Consider the following 16182-nt stretch of genomic DNA (forward strand, 5'->3'; position numbering starts at 1 on the left):
GTTATTGCCTGCGATAAGCTCAGACTATAGCATCTTCCTCTCCCTTCACACAGGCATTTCCATAAACTCATCTATAGCCTTAAGCACAGGCTCTGCATACTTTTCACCCATCTTACACCCAGCATTCAAAAGACTATATACATTTAAAATAATAACACCATTTGTTAGCTCTGGCTAACTATTGATCAAATAAATGGGGCTGCTTGATTTGATGCAACCCCATTTACATAGTACATTCTTCCTAATATGCCTGTACTTTTACTGAATTTTCAAATAGTCCTCATCCGTAACTGACTCGCACCACTCATTACTTGTGTCTTCTCCTTCTATCTCTATGGCTAGATGTGAGAACCATGAGTCAGCAGCTGCGCCGTGCCAGTGCTTTACATTCGCAGGAATATTGACTACATCACCCGGATGAAGTTCTCTCGCTTCTTTCCCTTCTTCCTGGTAAAAGCCTCTGCCTCCGACGCAGATAAGCATCTGTCCTCCGCCACTTTTTGAGTGGTGAATATGCCAATGATTTCTGCATCCTGGTTCAAAAGTCACATTGTAAATCGGAATTTGCTCTGTAGAAACCGGTGCAAGATAACTTTGTCCGTCAAAATACTGAGCATAAGCATCATTTGGATCCCCTATGGGGAAGAAAATAGTATTCTGATAACGATCTTTGTCTGTATTCTCAGTGACAGGCTCATTATATACTTCCTTTGCAAGATTAAACACAGCCCATGCCTTTGGCCATCCAGCATAAAAAGCTACATGTGTTATAATAGCAGCCATTTCCTTTTGTGTGACACCATGATTTTTAGCGTTCATGATATGATATTTCAGACTACTGTCCGTGATGCCCTGAGACATAAGGGCTACGACTGTGATAATGCTACGTGTCTTAACATCTATGTCCGGATTATTCCAGTTCTCTCCAAATAATACATCATCATTAAAATGTGCAAACTCAGGTGCAAATTCTCCAAGCTGATCCCTTCCTGCTGTCTGAACTATTTTCTCATTCATTGTATGCTTCTCTCCTTTCTTTTGCAGTTTTATTTTCATAAGGTCTGTGAGTTTAGTATATTTTTTCAATCTTTTCTTCAATCCCATACGTGCTCATAAACTTATTAAGATCATCATGGCTTCTTATGAGCATAACTTCTTCAAACGCTCCTGTATGGATATCCTGAAAGCCTGCAACCTGCTCACCATTGCATATGGAAGCCTTGATAACAGGGCGCTGGTTCTCTTTGTCATAGTTTTTCTTTATAGTCTTTTTCTTAAAAAGCATGACTTCCCTTCTATACTTGGGCTCAATACCTGACTTCAAAAGAGCGCTCATCAGGTATTATTTCCAATACCTTTTTATTTATCCCCGATATGTCGATAAATCTACCTTTACTGATGGTTGCTACAAAACTGCCTATTGCTTCTTCATCTCCCTGGACTTCACAGGTGACTGAACCATCATATTCATTCTTCACATACCCTGTGAGCCTGTACATATTCGCTGCATGCATGGCAGTATATCTGAACCCCACGCCCTGCACCATTCCATAAAAACTTAGCCTGTATCTTTTTTCCATGCCCATGCTCCGGTGTTTCAGAAATTGCTTCCATTCCATCCCCAATCTTCTGATCCAAAATAGCGGATATACATATGATCCGGTGCTACTCCCAGAATATCTCCATATATTCCTGTCAGTTCTTTTGTCATCTTCCCATAAGTATCTGACGAAGCATTTCCGTAGATCTTGACCTCTATAAATGCTGTAGGCTGGGAATCATCACCCCTGAAATACATAGGGATATCACCCTCGATTGCCAGCATGAGCCAGCTTTCACTCTTGCCCGGGATTATAGAGATAGCCTGTCCAAGGCGCTCTTTAAGCTGTATCTCTTTTTCCTTTGTTACAGTTACGTTTGTCTTTGTTGAAATAAATGGCATGTTTTTCCCTCCTCGTTTTAATATCAGTTTCTTCGGGAGTCGTAAGTTCCTTTAATCTGCTCACGATTCTTCATCCTCAGTTCCAAGGCCATAGTACAGCATTTCATTGTACCTGGCGTTTGCTTCCTCTGCAGCCTTTTTGTTATGCCAGCTGTCGATATCACTGCAGATTGCAAGCATCTCATCCACAACAAGCTCTGCTGTTCTTGGCTTCACGTTGTATAAATAAGCCAGCATTCTGTCCATAGCCTTAGGACTACCGAGCTGTTTGGCAATCTGCTCCCCAAGTTCCTTGGGAAATCCGAGCTTCTTTATTGTAGATACCAGTTCATCACGCTTTCTAGCCCATTCAATCTGATTCTCTGTCATCTTTTATACCCGCAATCTGCCTTCTCAGGTCCATCTACTCCGGATTCATAGTGGGCCCTGAACTCCATATTAATCTCACGGATTTCTTTTTTACCATCAATGTAATCCTGATACATATCAGCGAGCCCTGACATGCATCCATCACGTCAACTACCACGCACCTAAAGGTACGTGGTTTGCGACTCCCCTGTAGTTCATTGCAATAACTCCTACATTTTGTCGGTGTAACTTCCGTGGGGTCGCATCATGGGACGGTTGACACCGCCCCTTACGCCAAAGATTTACTCTGCCGTAACTGTATCAGGTACTTGACTATCTTCAAGATAGTTGATTCCCATGCGGTACAGATTCATAGCTCCAATGCGGTCATCGTTTGATTTATAGCTACAGTTCTTACAAGTAAACAGATGCAATTTCTTATCACGATTGGCTTTTTCAATGTGTCCACATACAGGACAGCACTGACTCGTATAACGAGGGTCAACCTTAATAACAGTAGACTGATTCTGTTTAGCTTTGTAGATAAGTTTCTGTTCAAGGTCATAGAAAGACCACGATACGGAAACGTAGCGGTCTTTGGTTCTGACACACTCTGTAGCATTACGAACGCCTGACAAATCTTCAAGAACAAAGAGCGTATGCTTCGGGTTGGATTCAACGAGTGCCTTTGATACCTGGTGGTTAACATCCTGCATCCAACGGTTTTCTCGCTGACCGATAGCTTTTAATCTACGTCTTGAAGATGGTGTCTGACACATTTGGAGTTCTTTACGAAGCTTAGAATAGTGAGCACGTTTCTGCTTGATGGCTTTACCGCTTACAAATCCAGACTTGTGCTTACTGTCATAAGTAGCAACGACAAAGTTTATACCTCTGTCAATACCAACGACATTACAGATGTCAGAAATATTACTTTCTTCGACATCGTAGGTTACGGGGATATGCAAAAAATACTTACCATGCTTATTTACAAGCTTGGCAGTTCCAAACTTATAGATGTCGTGGTCAAAGTATTTTGCCATGCCTTCAGCGAAATAGGGCAACTTAACACGTCCATTCAGTGTATTTACTGAAAAGCAGTTTTGTGTAAGTGAATAATCTCTGTTCCAAACGAGGTCATACTGTGGTTTTTTGAAGGATGGCTGAATCCACTCCTTCTGATTTTCGAGGATGGTCTTATATCTTGCAATGACAGTCTTAAATGCGGATTGAGCCATCTGAGATTTGAGTCCAAACATTTCTCGGAGTGTAGAGTACAAAGCCTTGTTAAGTGATAACTGCTTTAGGTCGTGAGTGCGGAACACATAGTCAGATACATAATTACAGGCATCAGAATAAACAGACATGGTTTCATCAAGAAAAACCTTACTGTCTGCATTAACAGATATCTGAATTTTAGCTGTAACTGTCATCTGTTCCATAGTGTACCTCATTGTTATTTCACTAAATATATAATATAATATTTATTAGTGAAAATCAATTATTTGTAAGGAGATTTTACATGAAAAACCAAGTTAAAGACATAATAATCAAAGCTTTGCCGTAAATACATCCTATGGACAACAGATATAATCATCGCAACAGACGCAAGTACAGTCTAAAAGTGCATATAGTTCTCGTCACTAAGTACCGCAAACAGATACTTAAAGGCTCTATTGCTGACGATGCTAAACAGCAAATATATGATATCTGTAATTCTAAAGGTTACTGCATTATAGCTATGTAAACCGACAAAGACCATATACATTTCCTGATAAGCTACGATACTACAGATAGAGTATGCGACATAGTAAAGCTTATTAAGCAACAGACCACACACTATCTATGGCAGAAATATCCAAACTTTTTATCTAAGTGTTACTGGAAGCATAAGATATTTTGGTCAGATGGTTATTTTGCTTGTAGTATAATGCATCTTTTCCGTCTTTTAATTCTATCTCACAGCATCTCTGCGTGTAAGAATCTGTTTCAAGATAGAGCCTGGTCTCGTCATCCATAAGCGTTTGCAGATTTCGTATTATTCACATGTCACACAGAAATGTTTACAGAACTTGTTATTTCCTCTTAAGCATTTGCTTACCCAGCATAAAAATTTTGAGGACAAGGTATACACCGTCCTTTCTCAGCTTTCCTCTATTATGCTCTGACATTCTCTCAAAAGAGACATATCACCGCATATGACAAGCACCTCGTTCCAGCACATTTCTATTTCCTCAGGAAGCTGCTCTATATCTTCAAATCTTCTTGTTACAGCAAAGTCCTCATACCCGGTAATATCATTGAATCCATTTATCTCTCTGTCTTCCTGATCAAAGATATCCTGCATCTCATCAGATGCTTCGCCGCAGAGTGCTATGTTTTTACAGCCTCTTGTGAGGATGTCATCAGCGATATTTTTTATCAGCACCTCATCTTCAAGTTCATCTACTATAATGATTACAGTGTAACTGGAAAGATCATGAAGCCTTTTTCCGGCGATAGCTCTTTTACCAATAAGACTGTATGTAACATTTGATGCGATCTGTTCCGGATATATATGCTTTAACATTGGACACCTCCCTGTTGTACGATAAGGCTTGTTGTTTGTTGTTTCTGTTGTACTCATCTTACAAAATAAAGAGTCCAATAATTACACCAACTGCATATTGTGGTTTTAGCGAATGTATATTGGGTTCCACCACAAAATATGCCATGTTTAGTATCATGATGTATGTTATTTTGCTATTTGTGAAAACTCATTTAGATCCAAACAAAAAAGAATCAGCTCCAAATCCATCTCTGAATTCTTTGCTGATCCTCTCTTTTTCTTTCCTCCGTTTCTTCCTTCTGAGCCTCAATGAACTGCTCTTTAAACCTGGTACTTCCACACAATGTTATTACCGGATACTTCCCCTGCATATTTTCTCCTCGCGCAAATTTAATCGGTATTTAATATATATTTCAATGCAATTATAGTATGATAGAAACACCTCTTGTATAGGTTTTGGGATGCCTATACATATCATAAGACAGGCCGATGCAAACCGTTTTTCGGTTCCCTCGCATCGGTCTGAATTCATCGTTACAGGAAGTCATTGCGGACTTGGGATTCTTACTTTCTTCATAGCGACTCCTGTCACTTTCTGATAAACTTCTCGTCATCGCCAAGCTCATCGCTCACGAATCTCTCCACAGTCATATGCAGATCGTACTTCTCACGAAGCTCTGCAAGCTGCTTCATCATTGGACTAGCATGATGAGCATCAATGGCCGCCTGGTCTGTCCAACTGTCTATCAAAAGAACTGTCTCCGGATCATCAAGTGGCCTAAAATACTGATACCTCAGATTCCCTTCCTCAGCTCTTATAGCATCCGCGATTCCTGACTTTTCCATCTCATCAGCAAAAGCCCTGGCAGCGCCGTTTTGTCCCTTATAGTAAAGATTTACTGTAATCATTGATCTTTCTTATCCTCCAAAATACATAACCTGTTTTTCCAAAAATCTTTTCTTCAAATCCTTGCTAATCATATCTGAAAGGCCGTTACTCACCGGAATATATCCATCTTATTTTAGTGCAGCGCTGAGAGTGTTAGGAATGCCTCTCGGCCCTCTCACTGCATAGATTCCATACTCTGATTTAAGCCTTTCAAACGTGAATTCATCACGCTTATAGCGCTTCAAAAGCTTGATCTTCATAAGTGCTGTTATCTTAAGATTCTTATCCTCGTAGTCATAAGGAATATCCACCTCTGTCACTTTGCACTTGTAAAGGATTGCAGATACCGGAGCTCCCACATACATAAATACCGTATCGCCTTTGATGATTCCTGCTCCCTGCTTCCAATCAATCTCATCAGCTGCATCAAATGCTGCTTCAATGTCGTAATACTTGGGATTTGCAGGGACTATCCATTCTTTTGGCTGCCTGAACTTATCCTTTTTCTTCTTTGAAGCAGTATCCAGGAAGCTGGCATCAATCATTCTGCAAACCTGCTGCAGGTCCACACTTCCATCAAGCATTATGGTTATCCATTTTTGCTTATTCATGTGATAGCCGGGAAGATATCCCTCCTGCTGCAAAAGAATGTCCCTGAGCATCAGATCATCAATCTTAATATCAATGATATCAATCCGATCATTTCTGGGAATCCCAAGCTTATCTGCATCTACATCCATGATGATTGCAAACCATTTCCGATTATCATCATGCCTGAAAACAGCATAGTCCGGATAACTCCTCCAAAGATTCTCAGGAGAGGCCTTATACTTTTTCTTTATGTACTTAACTACTTCTTCACGAATTGAAGTCATCACCAAACCTCATTTACCATCCACCCAATTCTTGTTTACCACATATGTTGTTCCTGCCGGAATATCAGAAACCCCATTACCTGCCGAAGATCTTACTGATCCATTCCCGGAATCTCCGCCAGTTATTATAAAAGAATTCTTGTCTACCACATTGTCTGCATCCGGTGAGAGCTTATTGCTGCCATCTGCATAACTTATATCAACTCCCGGCTGTACGTTGTAGCAGAATACGTTAAAAGAAATACCTCTGCCTTTATCCTCTACAGAGTAAGCCTCTATCTGAACTCCATCGCAGAGAAGGTTTTTTCCTGTAAATATCGGCGTAACCCTGTACATCACATGCTTCCCGGTACTACTCACGTAATCAGCCACCTCATTCTCATAAGGCAGCATGCCTTCCACATTCATGTATCTGGTACCTGTGATCAAGTTCTTTTCATTGGCATTCTCACCTGTGAGCTGGAATCCAATCATGTGACATCTGTTATACAGAAACGGAGGATCTGTATCAATAAGTCCGGGATATTTGTTCTGTTTCCATCCGGTTGGCCTTACATCACCAATGGACTGACGTTCCTCGGTAGGCATAAGGTCTTTTCCGATACAGGCTATCGCCAGTGTGCATCTTCCAAACTTATCAAGTTCTCCATATGTTTCAAAAGAGCTTGTGGTTATCTCATCAGCTGTAAATCCGGGTACATTTCCGTTAAGAGTAACAGAAGCACTTCCACTGTACTCCGGAATGTCTTCCTCTGCGTGAGTATTAACACTCCAGAACAGAAAAGAAGACATACTTAAGGAAAGAGCCAGTATCAAAGCAAATATTTTATTTGCAACATTCATCGTTCTTACGTATATCTTCATATCGGTATCCCTTATCAACAAAAATCAATTGCTTCTGATTACAATCCTAACCCCCATTCTGAACTCATCTAACCATACGCTCTACTATTTCTTTAGTCTCATCACTGAATCCATCAAGGTCCTTCATTGAGATAACCTCATAACCCACCAATGACGCCAGATGCACATGGAAATTTGATCTTCTGACATCCTGCAAAAGAACTCCTGGATTCTTCCTGTCTGCCTTAATCTTCTTTTCAAGCTCCCAGAACTTGTCAGATGCAAGCCCATCACCTTTGAGGAACTCAATGTAGTCTTTGATCAGCTTTTCCATGTAGTTCTCCTGCCAATCAGGAAGGTACTTTCTGAAGAGCTTCCAGTCTTTTTCATTTACGTCCATACTACTCAACCCTCTCAAGCAAAATGACTTCTATCCTGAATATCCACATCCAGGCCCTCATCATATAGCAGCTTCTCTATATGCGTAGCTGCATAGTCACCAATTCCAAACACTTGCCACTCCCATCTCTTTTGACGGACAAGAAGAACAAGCAGCTCCGCCAATAAGAACATACTTGTCAGTATCATCCGCAAAATAATCTCTAAAAATATTAAGTCCTGTTACCATACATACTCCTTTAGCATTTCATTTACTGATGCCTCCACCCTTTCATCGTCCATCTCATCTCTGATAGAAAGCATCACGCTTAAGGGATCCTGAACATCTTTTTTTATCTTGTCAATAATATAGCCAAGTTCGAAAACACGGCATCCAGTATCTTCGCCTCGTCCTACCTGCTTCATATCCCTAATACCGGATGATGCGATTCCCTTCTTCTCGATCGCATATGTTGGATAATTGTTATCAGCAAGCATGGAATACTCTGAAAGGGCAGATATTCCTGCCTTTACAGGCAGCTTTACATCCTCTTTCAGTTCAAACACTTTTATGACCGGGTTTCTCATTAGCGGGCGGAACCGTTCCCATGCTTCTTTATCACCTTTGCGGATCGTAATGGTACGGCGCCGATTCCGAACCTCTATGATTCCTATATCCATATATTCCATCTCATCAAAGCTCTTGCTTATCGCCATTTTGGATACATCAAGATGCTCCGCCAATCTAGAGACGGTATCATGATCGTACCCTTCATATAATCCCTGGAGCAATATGCGTTGTGTCAGGAAAGAAATCTGATGAACCGGCTTGAGTTCTCTTTGTTTCTTTCCCAAAAGGAGCCCCATAAACGGAAGGTACACAGTATCATTACGGATCACGAAAGGAATTCCCTCCTCCGTCATCTTATCCTTTGAGTAGAGCGAAGCTTTTTCCAAAAATACTGCAACATTCATTTGCTGTTTTTGTTCCAAAAAGGCTCGATTTTTCCTGATTTGACTAAGCCTTACATTTGTGTTGGGCTGTAAGGCTATCCATTCAACTCCGCCTGAGTTTACTTTGTAAATAACATAAGTCCCTTTAAATAAAAGTGGGAGATGATCATATAATTCTGTAGCCTCGACTAATTTAGTATCCATATGAAGCATTTCAGTAAGATATTTTTCCATAATGCATCCTTTTTAATTTGTAAACCATTTTTATTTACAAATTAAATATAGTATACTGGTTGGAATAAATCAATTAAAATCGCGGTTTGCTTCGTAAAGGCACGGTTCATACAATATTGTGATCATCTATATTCACCTGCTCTCCAAAGAAATCTTTTATCTGCTTCAACGAAGCCTCCAAAGCCCATCTTATAAAAAAGAACAAAAGCAACCGGTAACAACAAGACCTTCAAGAGTTTTCGTAATATGAACATATTAACCAATCCTCCCCTCGCGCAGCTCGTTCATCACCTTGTAAGCGATCAAACGTAAAACATATTCCGGCATGGCTCTACGGCCAAGTTCCCACTCCTGCATGGTCCGATAAGGTACACCCAACCATACAGAAAAATCAGTTCTGCTCATACCGGACTTTTCCCTGATCATTCTGAAACAATAAGCCAGGCGACGACGCTCAGCATCCTTGTCATTTTTGTCATACTTTTCTACTTCAATCTCGATTCCTTCGAGGTTATATATTTCCTTCTTCATAGGCACCTCCTTCATGTAGTCAATGCGTGTGTTTCTGTTTTTATTATATGTAGTCACTGACTACATGTCAATGTAAATATAAGGGCCAGCTAATTGCTGACCCCATCTGCTTATGCCACCATTTTTCTAACCCTTTTCCCCATCATCATGCAATGTTCGTATAAGATCTATATCCCTAAGCACAAGGTCTGATCTGGTTGCAATACTTACCGATATTCCACTTCCCTGAAGCTGTTTCAGAAGAGTTCTTGTTCTTTCATATTTCTTTTCACAAGGCTGGTAAGGATCTGTCACAAAATCCAGGCGATTCCCTTAGCAAGCCGAATATCAGCATCCTTAAAGTGATTTCCCGGATTCAACTCAAAAACCGTATCTATACCGCTGTCTTTGTAATGCTCATAAGTCTCTTTAGTTTTATCTTCAACCGTGCCAAGCAGGTTATTCCTTGTTCGTGCCTCTTTATCTCCAAGAGAGAAATATACCCTGTCAGGCTTTCTCACAAAATCATTTTTGCTGGCATATTCCACAAAATCAGGAAACCACATGGACCCCGATGCACTTACGACTCTTGAAAATATATCCGTCTTATACAGGCTATAGATAGCAAACAACCCTGCCAGAGAATAACCAGCTATAGCTATATATTCAGGTTCAACAGCAAGTTCCTTCTTTATTGCTGGGATAATGGTGCCTGTCAGTTTTACAAGATACTCATCTGCACCACCTGTGCATGGACTGTCATTTTTACTTAAGGGCGGACATTCCCACGGTGACATCTCATCATCCCAGTTAATATCGCTTATAACCGCTAAATTCACCTTCTTATCTGTCATTGAGCAAAGCGCACTGTAAATGCTGCTACCGTTTCCCTGAAATGTGTTAATAATCACAAGCGGAGCAGCCTCATCTCTGTCACCATATAAATAAACATGCTTTCCTTCAGCTATCATTTCCTTCATTTATCCTCTTTTGCCTCATATATCTCTTTTTCATGCTTAAAGCCCCAGTTCATGATAGAGTAAAATACAGGGAACAGATCTTTTCCCATATCCGAAAGAGAATACTCCACATGAGGAGGAACCTCGTTAAATTGGATTCTTGTAACCAGCCCGTCATCTTCAAGCTCCCTAAGGCTCTTAGTAAGCATGGTATTTGTGATTCCCGGCAGGTCTTTCTTTAGCTGTCCGAATCTCACACTGTCATAGATGCAAACAAGATTTACGATATTACATAAATCTATTTTATCGTATTTAATTTCATGTAGCCATTCATATCTTCAAATCCAGGGGACCTGTATAATTCAACGGCCATATCAGAGCTCTCAAGATAGATCTTTTCAGCACCTTTTTCTCCGACTTCTCCATCCGGAAGTTCTTTTCCTTCCTCATCCATGACTTTAATCTCTGTTCCAAGCACAGACTTTCCGACAGGGAATGTGCCATCTTCAAGGACATTATCACCGATGATACTTTTGTGTGATCATGCGGTATTTCAAAGAGAAAAAAATTACTACTTTATGTTGTTAAGTGTTATGTTTTATAAGGATGCTGTAGCATTTCCACTGTGATTATCACACCAGTTCTTTTCCATCTACATAAACATGAAAACCGTTGGTAACGATATTTCCCGTATCTCCGTTAAACTCAGAAATGTAGCTGTCACCTGTAAGCTCCCACGTACTGTCATCTGCAAGAGTAACAGATACATTTCCTGCTTGCCCCGAAGAATTTATAGCACCGGTGTATTCTGACTTTTCAAGATTTAACTCAAGGGATGATATATCATCTACAGTTATTGTTCCCTCGATTTTCTGGTCGGTTGCATTAAGGGTACAGTTTCCGCCGTTACTTCCATCATTGCCCCATCTTCCGGCAGAAACAATCATAAATTCTCCCGTATCTGACAATTCGAGTTCTGCATTACTAAGGCTTATAACACTTGAAGTATTGGTACAGTAGAACATAGCGCCGATGCTGCTCTTCATACTGCCGCCATTCATCGTGAACACACCGGTTCCATCCTCTGCATCTCCCGAAGCGCTCTGATAAAGGAGCACATTGGCTTTGATACTCCCTTCTTTTGTGGACTGATCATTACCACTAAGCGTGCAGTTTTCCAGAGTAACGCTGTTTTTCCCTTCTATAATGACAGCTCTGGAGTTTTCGGAAATACATGTAGCATCAGACACTTGAATATCAGCTGTGCTGTAAATAGCCGGACATCCTCCGGTACCTGTGGAAGTATAAGTACCACCATTAACCACCATTGTGCCACCGCCTCTGTCAGACCTTATTGCTGCCTTGCTTGCACTTGTAACAGTCAGGTTATCGGCATATAAAGTTCCTCCACCTGCAACCTGTATTCCACCTGCTCCTCCGCCGGTTACATTAACTGTTGAGTCAGATATATTTATGGTTCCACCATCATATGCAAACACACCCGTAGCATTATCTGCTTCCGCCGTTATGGTACAATCTTCCAGCGTAACTGTTGCATTATCATATGCCCTGACTGCAGCGTTAACGCCCTCGAAGCTGGAAGAATCTGGGCTTGTAGCATCTCCTGATATTTTATTTATAACAGCACCTGATACAGAAGCACTTACAGTTCCACCGGCGCCTATTGCACTCTCGTCTTCATTTTCTGCATCATAAGTCCCCCCGGATATACTCTCACCATCGGACAAAGAATATGCAAGTGTGCCGGAAGATGATTCAGATGAACTGTCTGTCTTCTTACCTGAATGAGTCCCCTTTTTCTTGCTTGAAGTTGAAGACTCTGCAGTATCGGATTCTGCAACTGCTGTTGATTCACTTTCTGCAGCGTCAACAACTGATTCAGCAGAAACCACCTCATCTGCTGCAACCTCGTTCCCCTTCGCTGTCTTCCCACATGCTGATAATGTAATACTACTTCCTATCAATAATGCCAAAATTACCCTTGACTTCATATATACCTCTTTCCGGAGCATAAAAAGAGCTCCTATGATTTATAACTAATCATAAGAGTCCAACCTAAATTCTTACTAAAAATCATTTATTTTTATGATAAAGAAAATCCATTGTATTCTTCAAGCACTTGTCCTATGTCACCGTCAATGCATATTGCCCTATCCATGATTATTTCAGGGCATGTCTGTAATCAGTCATTGTACACCTCTTCCACTTCCTCATGCTCAATCTTTCCTCTTGCCATTATCAGTGTTCCAATGATTATTATCATTGCGGGAATCAGGAAAAAATCGTTTCCGAATATTATTCTGCAAAGGAGAGTCGCTCCAAGTCCCAGCATTGCCGGAATATGGTTCTTGGCATCCAGCCACTGCTGAATGAATACAGTTGTGAAAAGAGCTGTCATTGAGAAGTCAATTCCCGTCGAATCAAAATTCAAATATGTGCCAATCACTCCACCGAGGAAAGAGCCAATAATCCAGGACGACTGATCAAAGAGAGTTACAAGAAGTCTGTATCCGCTTTTGTTCACTCCTTCGGGACATCTATCTGAACTAAGCATTGCGTAAGTTTCATCACAGAGTGCATAGTAAAGATACCATTTTCTTTTTCCATACTTCTCCCATTATTCCATTTGATATTTGCTCAGGAAGCTGCTAGATATCTTCAAAGCTTCTTGTTACAGCAAAGTCCTCATCGTCATTTTATTATATATTTTCTATTCTTATTTTATGAAATCTTAAGGCTCTTTTATCATAAATCAGCGTAGGCGTTTCTTAAAGAATCTATTCATTGAACTATGGACTACTTCCTTTGGTCTTTCTATCTCAATATATCCGCTCTTCTCATAAATATGTATTGCAGCCTGAAGATTATCATGTGTTTCCAGATATGAATACTGGTATCCTGCGTCCCTCATTTTTTCTTCTATCAATGCTATAAGCTCATATCCCAATCCCGAACCTTTAGCAGAATCATCAAGATACAATTTCTGAAGCTCTGCTGTCTCTTCCATAAAATCAAGCTTCGCAAAACCAACACCCCCAATGACTTTTTCCTGCGCATCTTCTATTACGAAATATCTTCTCTCATCTGCTCCGTAATAGTCACTAAGTTGGTCAAGCCCTTTATCAAAATAAACTGTTCCCGGAATATCAAGTTTGTGCTTTTCAAGATTTTTTCTTATAAGTTTGGCAACAGCAGCATTGTCGTCCTTTGTCATTTCTCTATATTTAAGCATCTGTTTCTCCTACAAATATTGGCTTTAAAAGCTCTGGTATTTTCTGTCGCTACAAGACTTTCCGATTATTTATTTTCCCTGCTAATGGTTATAGTAACATCACCATTAGAAAGAAGATCTGCCATCTCTGCTTCATCCTTATCAGATATATGACCTAGCCTTGTGTATGACCAACTGTTGGAACCATAAAACACCACCATCTGGTTTCCTGAATACAGAACTATATCTCCTGATGATGTTGTTGTCTGCTTATCATCTCGTGGCAAACTCTGTCCTATGGAACCCACCTGTTCAAAATCGCCATACATTGACATCTGAATGGTAATATCACCATCTTTAGCCATATCCCGCAGCGCTTCTACAGCCTGATTGTCTTCCCAGTCTACATTAACTTTTGTATCGCCAATCGTCATTATCATTGTACTATCTCCAATAGCTTCATCATCTACTGATTCATCTTTTTCTGCCAGCTGATTCATAGCAGTTCCCTCCGACATGACATTCTCTTCTGAGCTTTCTCTTTCAATATTTTCTGATGCTGATATTTCAGTTACAGCATCCTGATTATCGCTAGAGTTTTTTGTATTCCCAGAACAGGCACACATGCAAAACATTATGGTCATACAGAATGCCAGAAAAATCATTTTCGTTTTCATCGCAAACTTCCTTTATTTTAGAGCTTTACCAAACTCGAAAGCTTCGTTTAACTCTTCTGTTTTCCCAGATGCCTCACCCATATCACCTATGCCTCCACAGAATAAGGAACCTGAAAACTGAGCTTTTTCAAAGCAATCAATCCATCCCTGGAGTCCACTTTCAGCCTTTTTAGGCACAAACTCTTCATCCTCAGCTGCGACGGAGAGCATATATACATTTCTAAATCTATAATCTGAAGGATATAGAGGATTGAGCCTATCCAAAAGAGTCTTCATCTGTCCGCTCATCTCGTAGTAATAGATTGGTGTTGCAAAAACCAGGGTATCTGCATTCTTTACTTTTTCTGCAATAGTGGCAGCATCATCCTTAATGACACATTTTTGTGTATTTTGACAGGCCAGACATCCGATACAGAATCCGATATTTTTCCCTTTTAGGCTTATATGCTCCACATCATGACCTGACGCTTTTGCCCCCTCTATAAGCTTTTCAGTAAGTATATCTGAATTGCTATTTGCGCGAAGACTTGTTGAAATAACTAACACTTTACTCATATCATCCCATCCTTACTTTAGATTCTCCTTAAAGAAGCTCTCCAGCTTGTCAAAAGGAATATAATCCTTATCCCCGCCATCATAAAGGTCAGTGTGCACAGCATCAGGGATTATCATAAGTTCCTTATTATCTGCGTACTTGCTGTCTTTAATCATATCTGCATAAGCATCCTTTGAAAAATAACATGAATGAGCTTTTTCTCCATGTACAAGTAAGACAGCACTTCTGATCTCGTTGCTGTATTTAAGGATTGGCTGATTTACAAAAGATTCACAGCCGATCACATTCCAACCACCGTTGGAATTAAGACTTCTCTTGTGATATCCTCTGTCAGTCTTGTAATAGTCATAGTAGTCTTTTACAAAGAAAGGTGCATCCTCCGGAAGTGGATCTACTACACCGCCGCCAAGCTTATACTCACCTGCCTTAAGGTCTTCAAGTCTCTGAGCGCACATGGCAGCCCTCTTCTGATACCTTGCTTCCTCGCTGTCCTCGGAGTCAAAATATCCCTTGGCATTTACTCTTGTCATGTCATACATTGTCATTGCAGCTGTAGCTTTGATCCTTGTATCAAGAGCTGCTGTATTTACAGCCATGCCGCCCCATCCACAGATACCGATGATTCCAATCCTGTCAGGATCTACTTTTTCATTAAGTGAAAGGAAATCAACTGCAGCCATGAAATCTTCTGTGTTGATATCAGGAGATGCCATATATCTTACATTCCCACCGGACTCTCCTGTAAATGATGGGTCAAATGCTATTGTTAAGAATCCTCTCTCTGCCATTGTCTGAGCATAAAGACCTGAGCACTGCTCTTTAACTGCACCGAATGGCCCGCATACAGCAATTGCAGGAAGTTTGCCCTCTGCATTCTTAGGAACATACATATCTGCTGCCAGGGTGATTCCATATCTGTTTACAAATGTGACTTTGCTGTGGTCTACCTTATCGCTCTTTTTAAAGGTCTTATCCCACTCGGTTACAAGGTTTAGTTCTTCTTTTCTGATCATTTTACATTCCTCCGTTTTAATCATTTCTCTTTTTGAATCTGTCTTATCAAAAAATCCATGTTATCAACTTTTTTCTGGCTGTCATGAAGCTCATCCATAAGATGGCACCGGCATTTTCTAAGATCTCTAAGAAGTGTATCTGTATCTCCTTCTTCATACATCTTTTTCATAAAGCTTATTTCTTTCTCATCACAGCCCATGTCAGTAAGGCTTTCAAGAATCTT

26 protein-coding genes and 3 pseudogenes are annotated in these 16182 nt (G+C 40.5%); 1 reads left to right on the plus strand and 28 read right to left on the minus strand.

Translation table 11 applies throughout. The annotated features are described in order from the left end of the window. Positions 1-258: 258 nt before the first annotated feature. From E7303_RS10835 to E7303_RS10865, 7 genes and pseudogenes are all read right to left on the minus strand, one after another. Entirely contained in the window at positions 259-1017 is a 759-nt protein-coding gene (locus tag E7303_RS10835; protein ID WP_292145299.1) for a carboxymuconolactone decarboxylase family protein, read from the minus strand. Between the two features lie 52 nt (positions 1018-1069). Beyond that, a complete protein-coding gene (locus E7303_RS10840) occupies positions 1070-1285 on the minus strand; it encodes an aspartate dehydrogenase (RefSeq protein ID WP_292145300.1) in 216 nt (71 codons plus the stop codon). A 22-nt stretch (positions 1286-1307) separates the two neighbouring features. Then, entirely contained in the window at positions 1308-1580 is a 273-nt protein-coding gene (locus tag E7303_RS10845; RefSeq protein WP_292145301.1) for an acylphosphatase, read from the minus strand. 17 nt (positions 1581-1597) lie between these two features. Then, a complete protein-coding gene (locus E7303_RS10850) occupies positions 1598-1942 on the minus strand; it encodes a phenylpyruvate tautomerase MIF-related protein (protein ID WP_292145303.1) in 345 nt (114 codons plus the stop codon). Between the two features lie 60 nt (positions 1943-2002). Continuing rightward, the gene (locus tag E7303_RS10855; RefSeq protein WP_292145305.1) at positions 2003-2311 is read right to left on the minus strand and encodes a hypothetical protein; all 309 of its coding nucleotides are present in this window, start codon (positions 2309-2311) and stop codon (positions 2003-2005) included. After that, positions 2308-2454: pseudogene (locus E7303_RS10860) on the minus strand (purine biosynthesis protein PurH); the annotation flags it as partial. The pseudogene E7303_RS10860 and the gene E7303_RS10855, both read right to left, overlap by 4 nt. 138 nt (positions 2455-2592) lie before the next feature. Continuing rightward, on the minus strand, positions 2593-3732 hold the full coding sequence (locus tag E7303_RS10865; RefSeq protein WP_292145306.1) for a transposase: 1140 nt from the start codon (positions 3730-3732) through the stop codon (positions 2593-2595). A 134-nt stretch (positions 3733-3866) separates the two neighbouring features. Between E7303_RS10865 and tnpA the strand changes: the two are divergent. Beyond that, positions 3867-4310, plus strand: a pseudogene (gene tnpA, locus E7303_RS18085) (IS200/IS605 family transposase). Positions 4311-4433: 123 nt separating this feature from the next. Here the strand turns inward: tnpA and E7303_RS10875 are convergent. The 21 genes and pseudogenes from E7303_RS10875 to E7303_RS10975 form a co-directional block, all read right to left on the minus strand. After that, entirely contained in the window at positions 4434-4859 is a 426-nt protein-coding gene (locus tag E7303_RS10875; protein ID WP_292145307.1) for a hypothetical protein, read from the minus strand. Positions 4860-5071: 212 nt separating this feature from the next. Then, positions 5072-5209, minus strand: a complete 138-nt coding sequence (locus tag E7303_RS10880; protein WP_292145308.1) for a hypothetical protein — start codon at positions 5207-5209, stop codon at positions 5072-5074. 217 nt (positions 5210-5426) lie between these two features. Next, on the minus strand, positions 5427-5747 hold the full coding sequence (locus E7303_RS10885; RefSeq protein ID WP_292145309.1) for a putative quinol monooxygenase: 321 nt from the start codon (positions 5745-5747) through the stop codon (positions 5427-5429). A 108-nt stretch (positions 5748-5855) separates the two neighbouring features. Further along, on the minus strand, positions 5856-6602 hold the full coding sequence (locus E7303_RS10890; RefSeq protein WP_292145310.1) for an MmcQ/YjbR family DNA-binding protein: 747 nt from the start codon (positions 6600-6602) through the stop codon (positions 5856-5858). A 9-nt stretch (positions 6603-6611) separates the two neighbouring features. Further along, positions 6612-7466 (minus strand): DNA/RNA non-specific endonuclease, encoded by an 855-nt coding sequence (locus tag E7303_RS10895; protein WP_292145311.1) that lies wholly within the window; start codon positions 7464-7466, stop codon positions 6612-6614. A 64-nt stretch (positions 7467-7530) separates the two neighbouring features. After that, entirely contained in the window at positions 7531-7845 is a 315-nt protein-coding gene (locus E7303_RS10900) for a hypothetical protein (protein WP_027206596.1), read from the minus strand. Between the two features lie 96 nt (positions 7846-7941). Next, positions 7942-8073, minus strand: coding sequence for a hypothetical protein (locus E7303_RS10905; RefSeq protein ID WP_292145313.1), 132 nt, complete (start codon positions 8071-8073; stop codon positions 7942-7944). Continuing rightward, positions 8067-9011, minus strand: a complete 945-nt coding sequence (locus E7303_RS10910) for a hypothetical protein (RefSeq protein ID WP_292145315.1) — start codon at positions 9009-9011, stop codon at positions 8067-8069. Before E7303_RS10910 ends, E7303_RS10905 begins: the two co-directional genes overlap by 7 nt. 122 nt (positions 9012-9133) lie before the next feature. Next, on the minus strand, positions 9134-9265 hold the full coding sequence (locus E7303_RS10915; RefSeq protein ID WP_292145316.1) for a hypothetical protein: 132 nt from the start codon (positions 9263-9265) through the stop codon (positions 9134-9136). Between the two features lies 1 nt (position 9266). After that, positions 9267-9542: a helix-turn-helix domain-containing protein gene (locus tag E7303_RS10920; protein ID WP_044959238.1), complete on the minus strand. Its 276-nt coding sequence runs from the start codon at positions 9540-9542 to the stop codon at positions 9267-9269. A 126-nt stretch (positions 9543-9668) separates the two neighbouring features. After that, positions 9669-9836, minus strand: coding sequence for a hypothetical protein (locus E7303_RS10925; protein ID WP_292145317.1), 168 nt, complete (start codon positions 9834-9836; stop codon positions 9669-9671). Continuing rightward, a complete protein-coding gene (locus tag E7303_RS10930) occupies positions 9833-10501 on the minus strand; it encodes an alpha/beta hydrolase (protein WP_292145318.1) in 669 nt (222 codons plus the stop codon). The genes E7303_RS10925 and E7303_RS10930 overlap by 4 nt, the downstream gene beginning before the upstream one ends. Then, positions 10498-10737 (minus strand): winged helix-turn-helix transcriptional regulator, encoded by a 240-nt coding sequence (locus E7303_RS10935; RefSeq protein ID WP_330601665.1) that lies wholly within the window; start codon positions 10735-10737, stop codon positions 10498-10500. The genes E7303_RS10930 and E7303_RS10935 overlap by 4 nt, the downstream gene beginning before the upstream one ends. 41 nt (positions 10738-10778) lie before the next feature. Continuing rightward, positions 10779-10958, minus strand: a complete 180-nt coding sequence (locus E7303_RS10940; protein WP_292145319.1) for a hypothetical protein — start codon at positions 10956-10958, stop codon at positions 10779-10781. Between the two features lie 154 nt (positions 10959-11112). Further along, positions 11113-12492 carry a hypothetical protein gene (locus tag E7303_RS10945; protein WP_292145320.1) on the minus strand — a complete coding sequence of 460 codons (1380 nt, stop codon included), beginning with the start codon at positions 12490-12492 and terminating at the stop codon, positions 11113-11115. A 191-nt stretch (positions 12493-12683) separates the two neighbouring features. After that, positions 12684-13094 (minus strand): annotated as a pseudogene (locus E7303_RS10950) (hypothetical protein); the annotation flags it as partial. A gap of 159 nt (positions 13095-13253) precedes the next feature. Then, positions 13254-13733 (minus strand): GNAT family N-acetyltransferase, encoded by a 480-nt coding sequence (locus E7303_RS10955; RefSeq protein ID WP_292145321.1) that lies wholly within the window; start codon positions 13731-13733, stop codon positions 13254-13256. A 65-nt stretch (positions 13734-13798) separates the two neighbouring features. Further along, positions 13799-14389: a cyclophilin-like fold protein gene (locus E7303_RS10960; RefSeq protein WP_292145323.1), complete on the minus strand. Its 591-nt coding sequence runs from the start codon at positions 14387-14389 to the stop codon at positions 13799-13801. A gap of 12 nt (positions 14390-14401) precedes the next feature. Beyond that, a complete protein-coding gene (locus E7303_RS10965) occupies positions 14402-14944 on the minus strand; it encodes a flavodoxin family protein (RefSeq protein WP_292145324.1) in 543 nt (180 codons plus the stop codon). A gap of 12 nt (positions 14945-14956) precedes the next feature. Beyond that, a complete protein-coding gene (locus E7303_RS10970) occupies positions 14957-15958 on the minus strand; it encodes an alpha/beta hydrolase (RefSeq protein WP_292145325.1) in 1002 nt (333 codons plus the stop codon). A gap of 20 nt (positions 15959-15978) precedes the next feature. Next, on the minus strand, positions 15979-16182 hold a 204-nt coding region (locus E7303_RS10975; protein ID WP_292145327.1), incomplete at its 5' end, for a hypothetical protein.

Origin of the sequence: Butyrivibrio sp., from assembly GCF_015056685.1 — a bacterium.
Lineage (GTDB): Bacteria > Bacillota > Clostridia > Lachnospirales > Lachnospiraceae > Butyrivibrio.

What these genes read in the sequence shown, in the direction of transcription:
- E7303_RS10890 (WP_292145310.1), bottom strand. Translation starts at nt 6,602, where the DNA reads ATGACTTCAATTCGTGAAGAAGTAGTTAAGTACATAAAGAAAAAGTAT.
- E7303_RS10880 (WP_292145308.1), bottom strand. Translation starts at nt 5,209, where the DNA reads ATGCAGGGGAAGTATCCGGTAATAACATTGTGTGGAAGTACCAGGTTT.
- E7303_RS10845 (WP_292145301.1), bottom strand. Translation starts at nt 1,580, where the DNA reads ATGGAAAAAAGATACAGGCTAAGTTTTTATGGAATGGTGCAGGGCGTG.
- E7303_RS10955 (WP_292145321.1), bottom strand. Translation starts at nt 13,733, where the DNA reads ATGCTTAAATATAGAGAAATGACAAAGGACGACAATGCTGCTGTTGCC.
- E7303_RS10905 (WP_292145313.1), bottom strand. Translation starts at nt 8,073, where the DNA reads ATGGTAACAGGACTTAATATTTTTAGAGATTATTTTGCGGATGATACT.
- E7303_RS10835 (WP_292145299.1), bottom strand. Translation starts at nt 1,017, where the DNA reads ATGAATGAGAAAATAGTTCAGACAGCAGGAAGGGATCAGCTTGGAGAA.
- E7303_RS10865 (WP_292145306.1), bottom strand. Translation starts at nt 3,732, where the DNA reads ATGGAACAGATGACAGTTACAGCTAAAATTCAGATATCTGTTAATGCA.
- E7303_RS10885 (WP_292145309.1), bottom strand. Translation starts at nt 5,747, where the DNA reads ATGATTACAGTAAATCTTTACTATAAGGGACAAAACGGCGCTGCCAGG.
- E7303_RS10875 (WP_292145307.1), bottom strand. Translation starts at nt 4,859, where the DNA reads ATGTTAAAGCATATATATCCGGAACAGATCGCATCAAATGTTACATAC.
- E7303_RS10895 (WP_292145311.1), bottom strand. Translation starts at nt 7,466, where the DNA reads ATGAAGATATACGTAAGAACGATGAATGTTGCAAATAAAATATTTGCT.
- E7303_RS10900 (WP_027206596.1), bottom strand. Translation starts at nt 7,845, where the DNA reads ATGGACGTAAATGAAAAAGACTGGAAGCTCTTCAGAAAGTACCTTCCT.
- E7303_RS10910 (WP_292145315.1), bottom strand. Translation starts at nt 9,011, where the DNA reads ATGGAAAAATATCTTACTGAAATGCTTCATATGGATACTAAATTAGTC.
- E7303_RS10915 (WP_292145316.1), bottom strand. Translation starts at nt 9,265, where the DNA reads ATGTTCATATTACGAAAACTCTTGAAGGTCTTGTTGTTACCGGTTGCT.
- E7303_RS10840 (WP_292145300.1), bottom strand. Translation starts at nt 1,285, where the DNA reads ATGCTTTTTAAGAAAAAGACTATAAAGAAAAACTATGACAAAGAGAAC.
- E7303_RS10965 (WP_292145324.1), bottom strand. Translation starts at nt 14,944, where the DNA reads ATGAGTAAAGTGTTAGTTATTTCAACAAGTCTTCGCGCAAATAGCAAT.
- E7303_RS10960 (WP_292145323.1), bottom strand. Translation starts at nt 14,389, where the DNA reads ATGAAAACGAAAATGATTTTTCTGGCATTCTGTATGACCATAATGTTT.
- E7303_RS10945 (WP_292145320.1), bottom strand. Translation starts at nt 12,492, where the DNA reads ATGAAGTCAAGGGTAATTTTGGCATTATTGATAGGAAGTAGTATTACA.
- E7303_RS10930 (WP_292145318.1), bottom strand. Translation starts at nt 10,501, where the DNA reads ATGAAGGAAATGATAGCTGAAGGAAAGCATGTTTATTTATATGGTGAC.
- E7303_RS10920 (WP_044959238.1), bottom strand. Translation starts at nt 9,542, where the DNA reads ATGAAGAAGGAAATATATAACCTCGAAGGAATCGAGATTGAAGTAGAA.
- E7303_RS10850 (WP_292145303.1), bottom strand. Translation starts at nt 1,942, where the DNA reads ATGCCATTTATTTCAACAAAGACAAACGTAACTGTAACAAAGGAAAAA.
- E7303_RS10855 (WP_292145305.1), bottom strand. Translation starts at nt 2,311, where the DNA reads ATGACAGAGAATCAGATTGAATGGGCTAGAAAGCGTGATGAACTGGTA.
- E7303_RS10970 (WP_292145325.1), bottom strand. Translation starts at nt 15,958, where the DNA reads ATGATCAGAAAAGAAGAACTAAACCTTGTAACCGAGTGGGATAAGACC.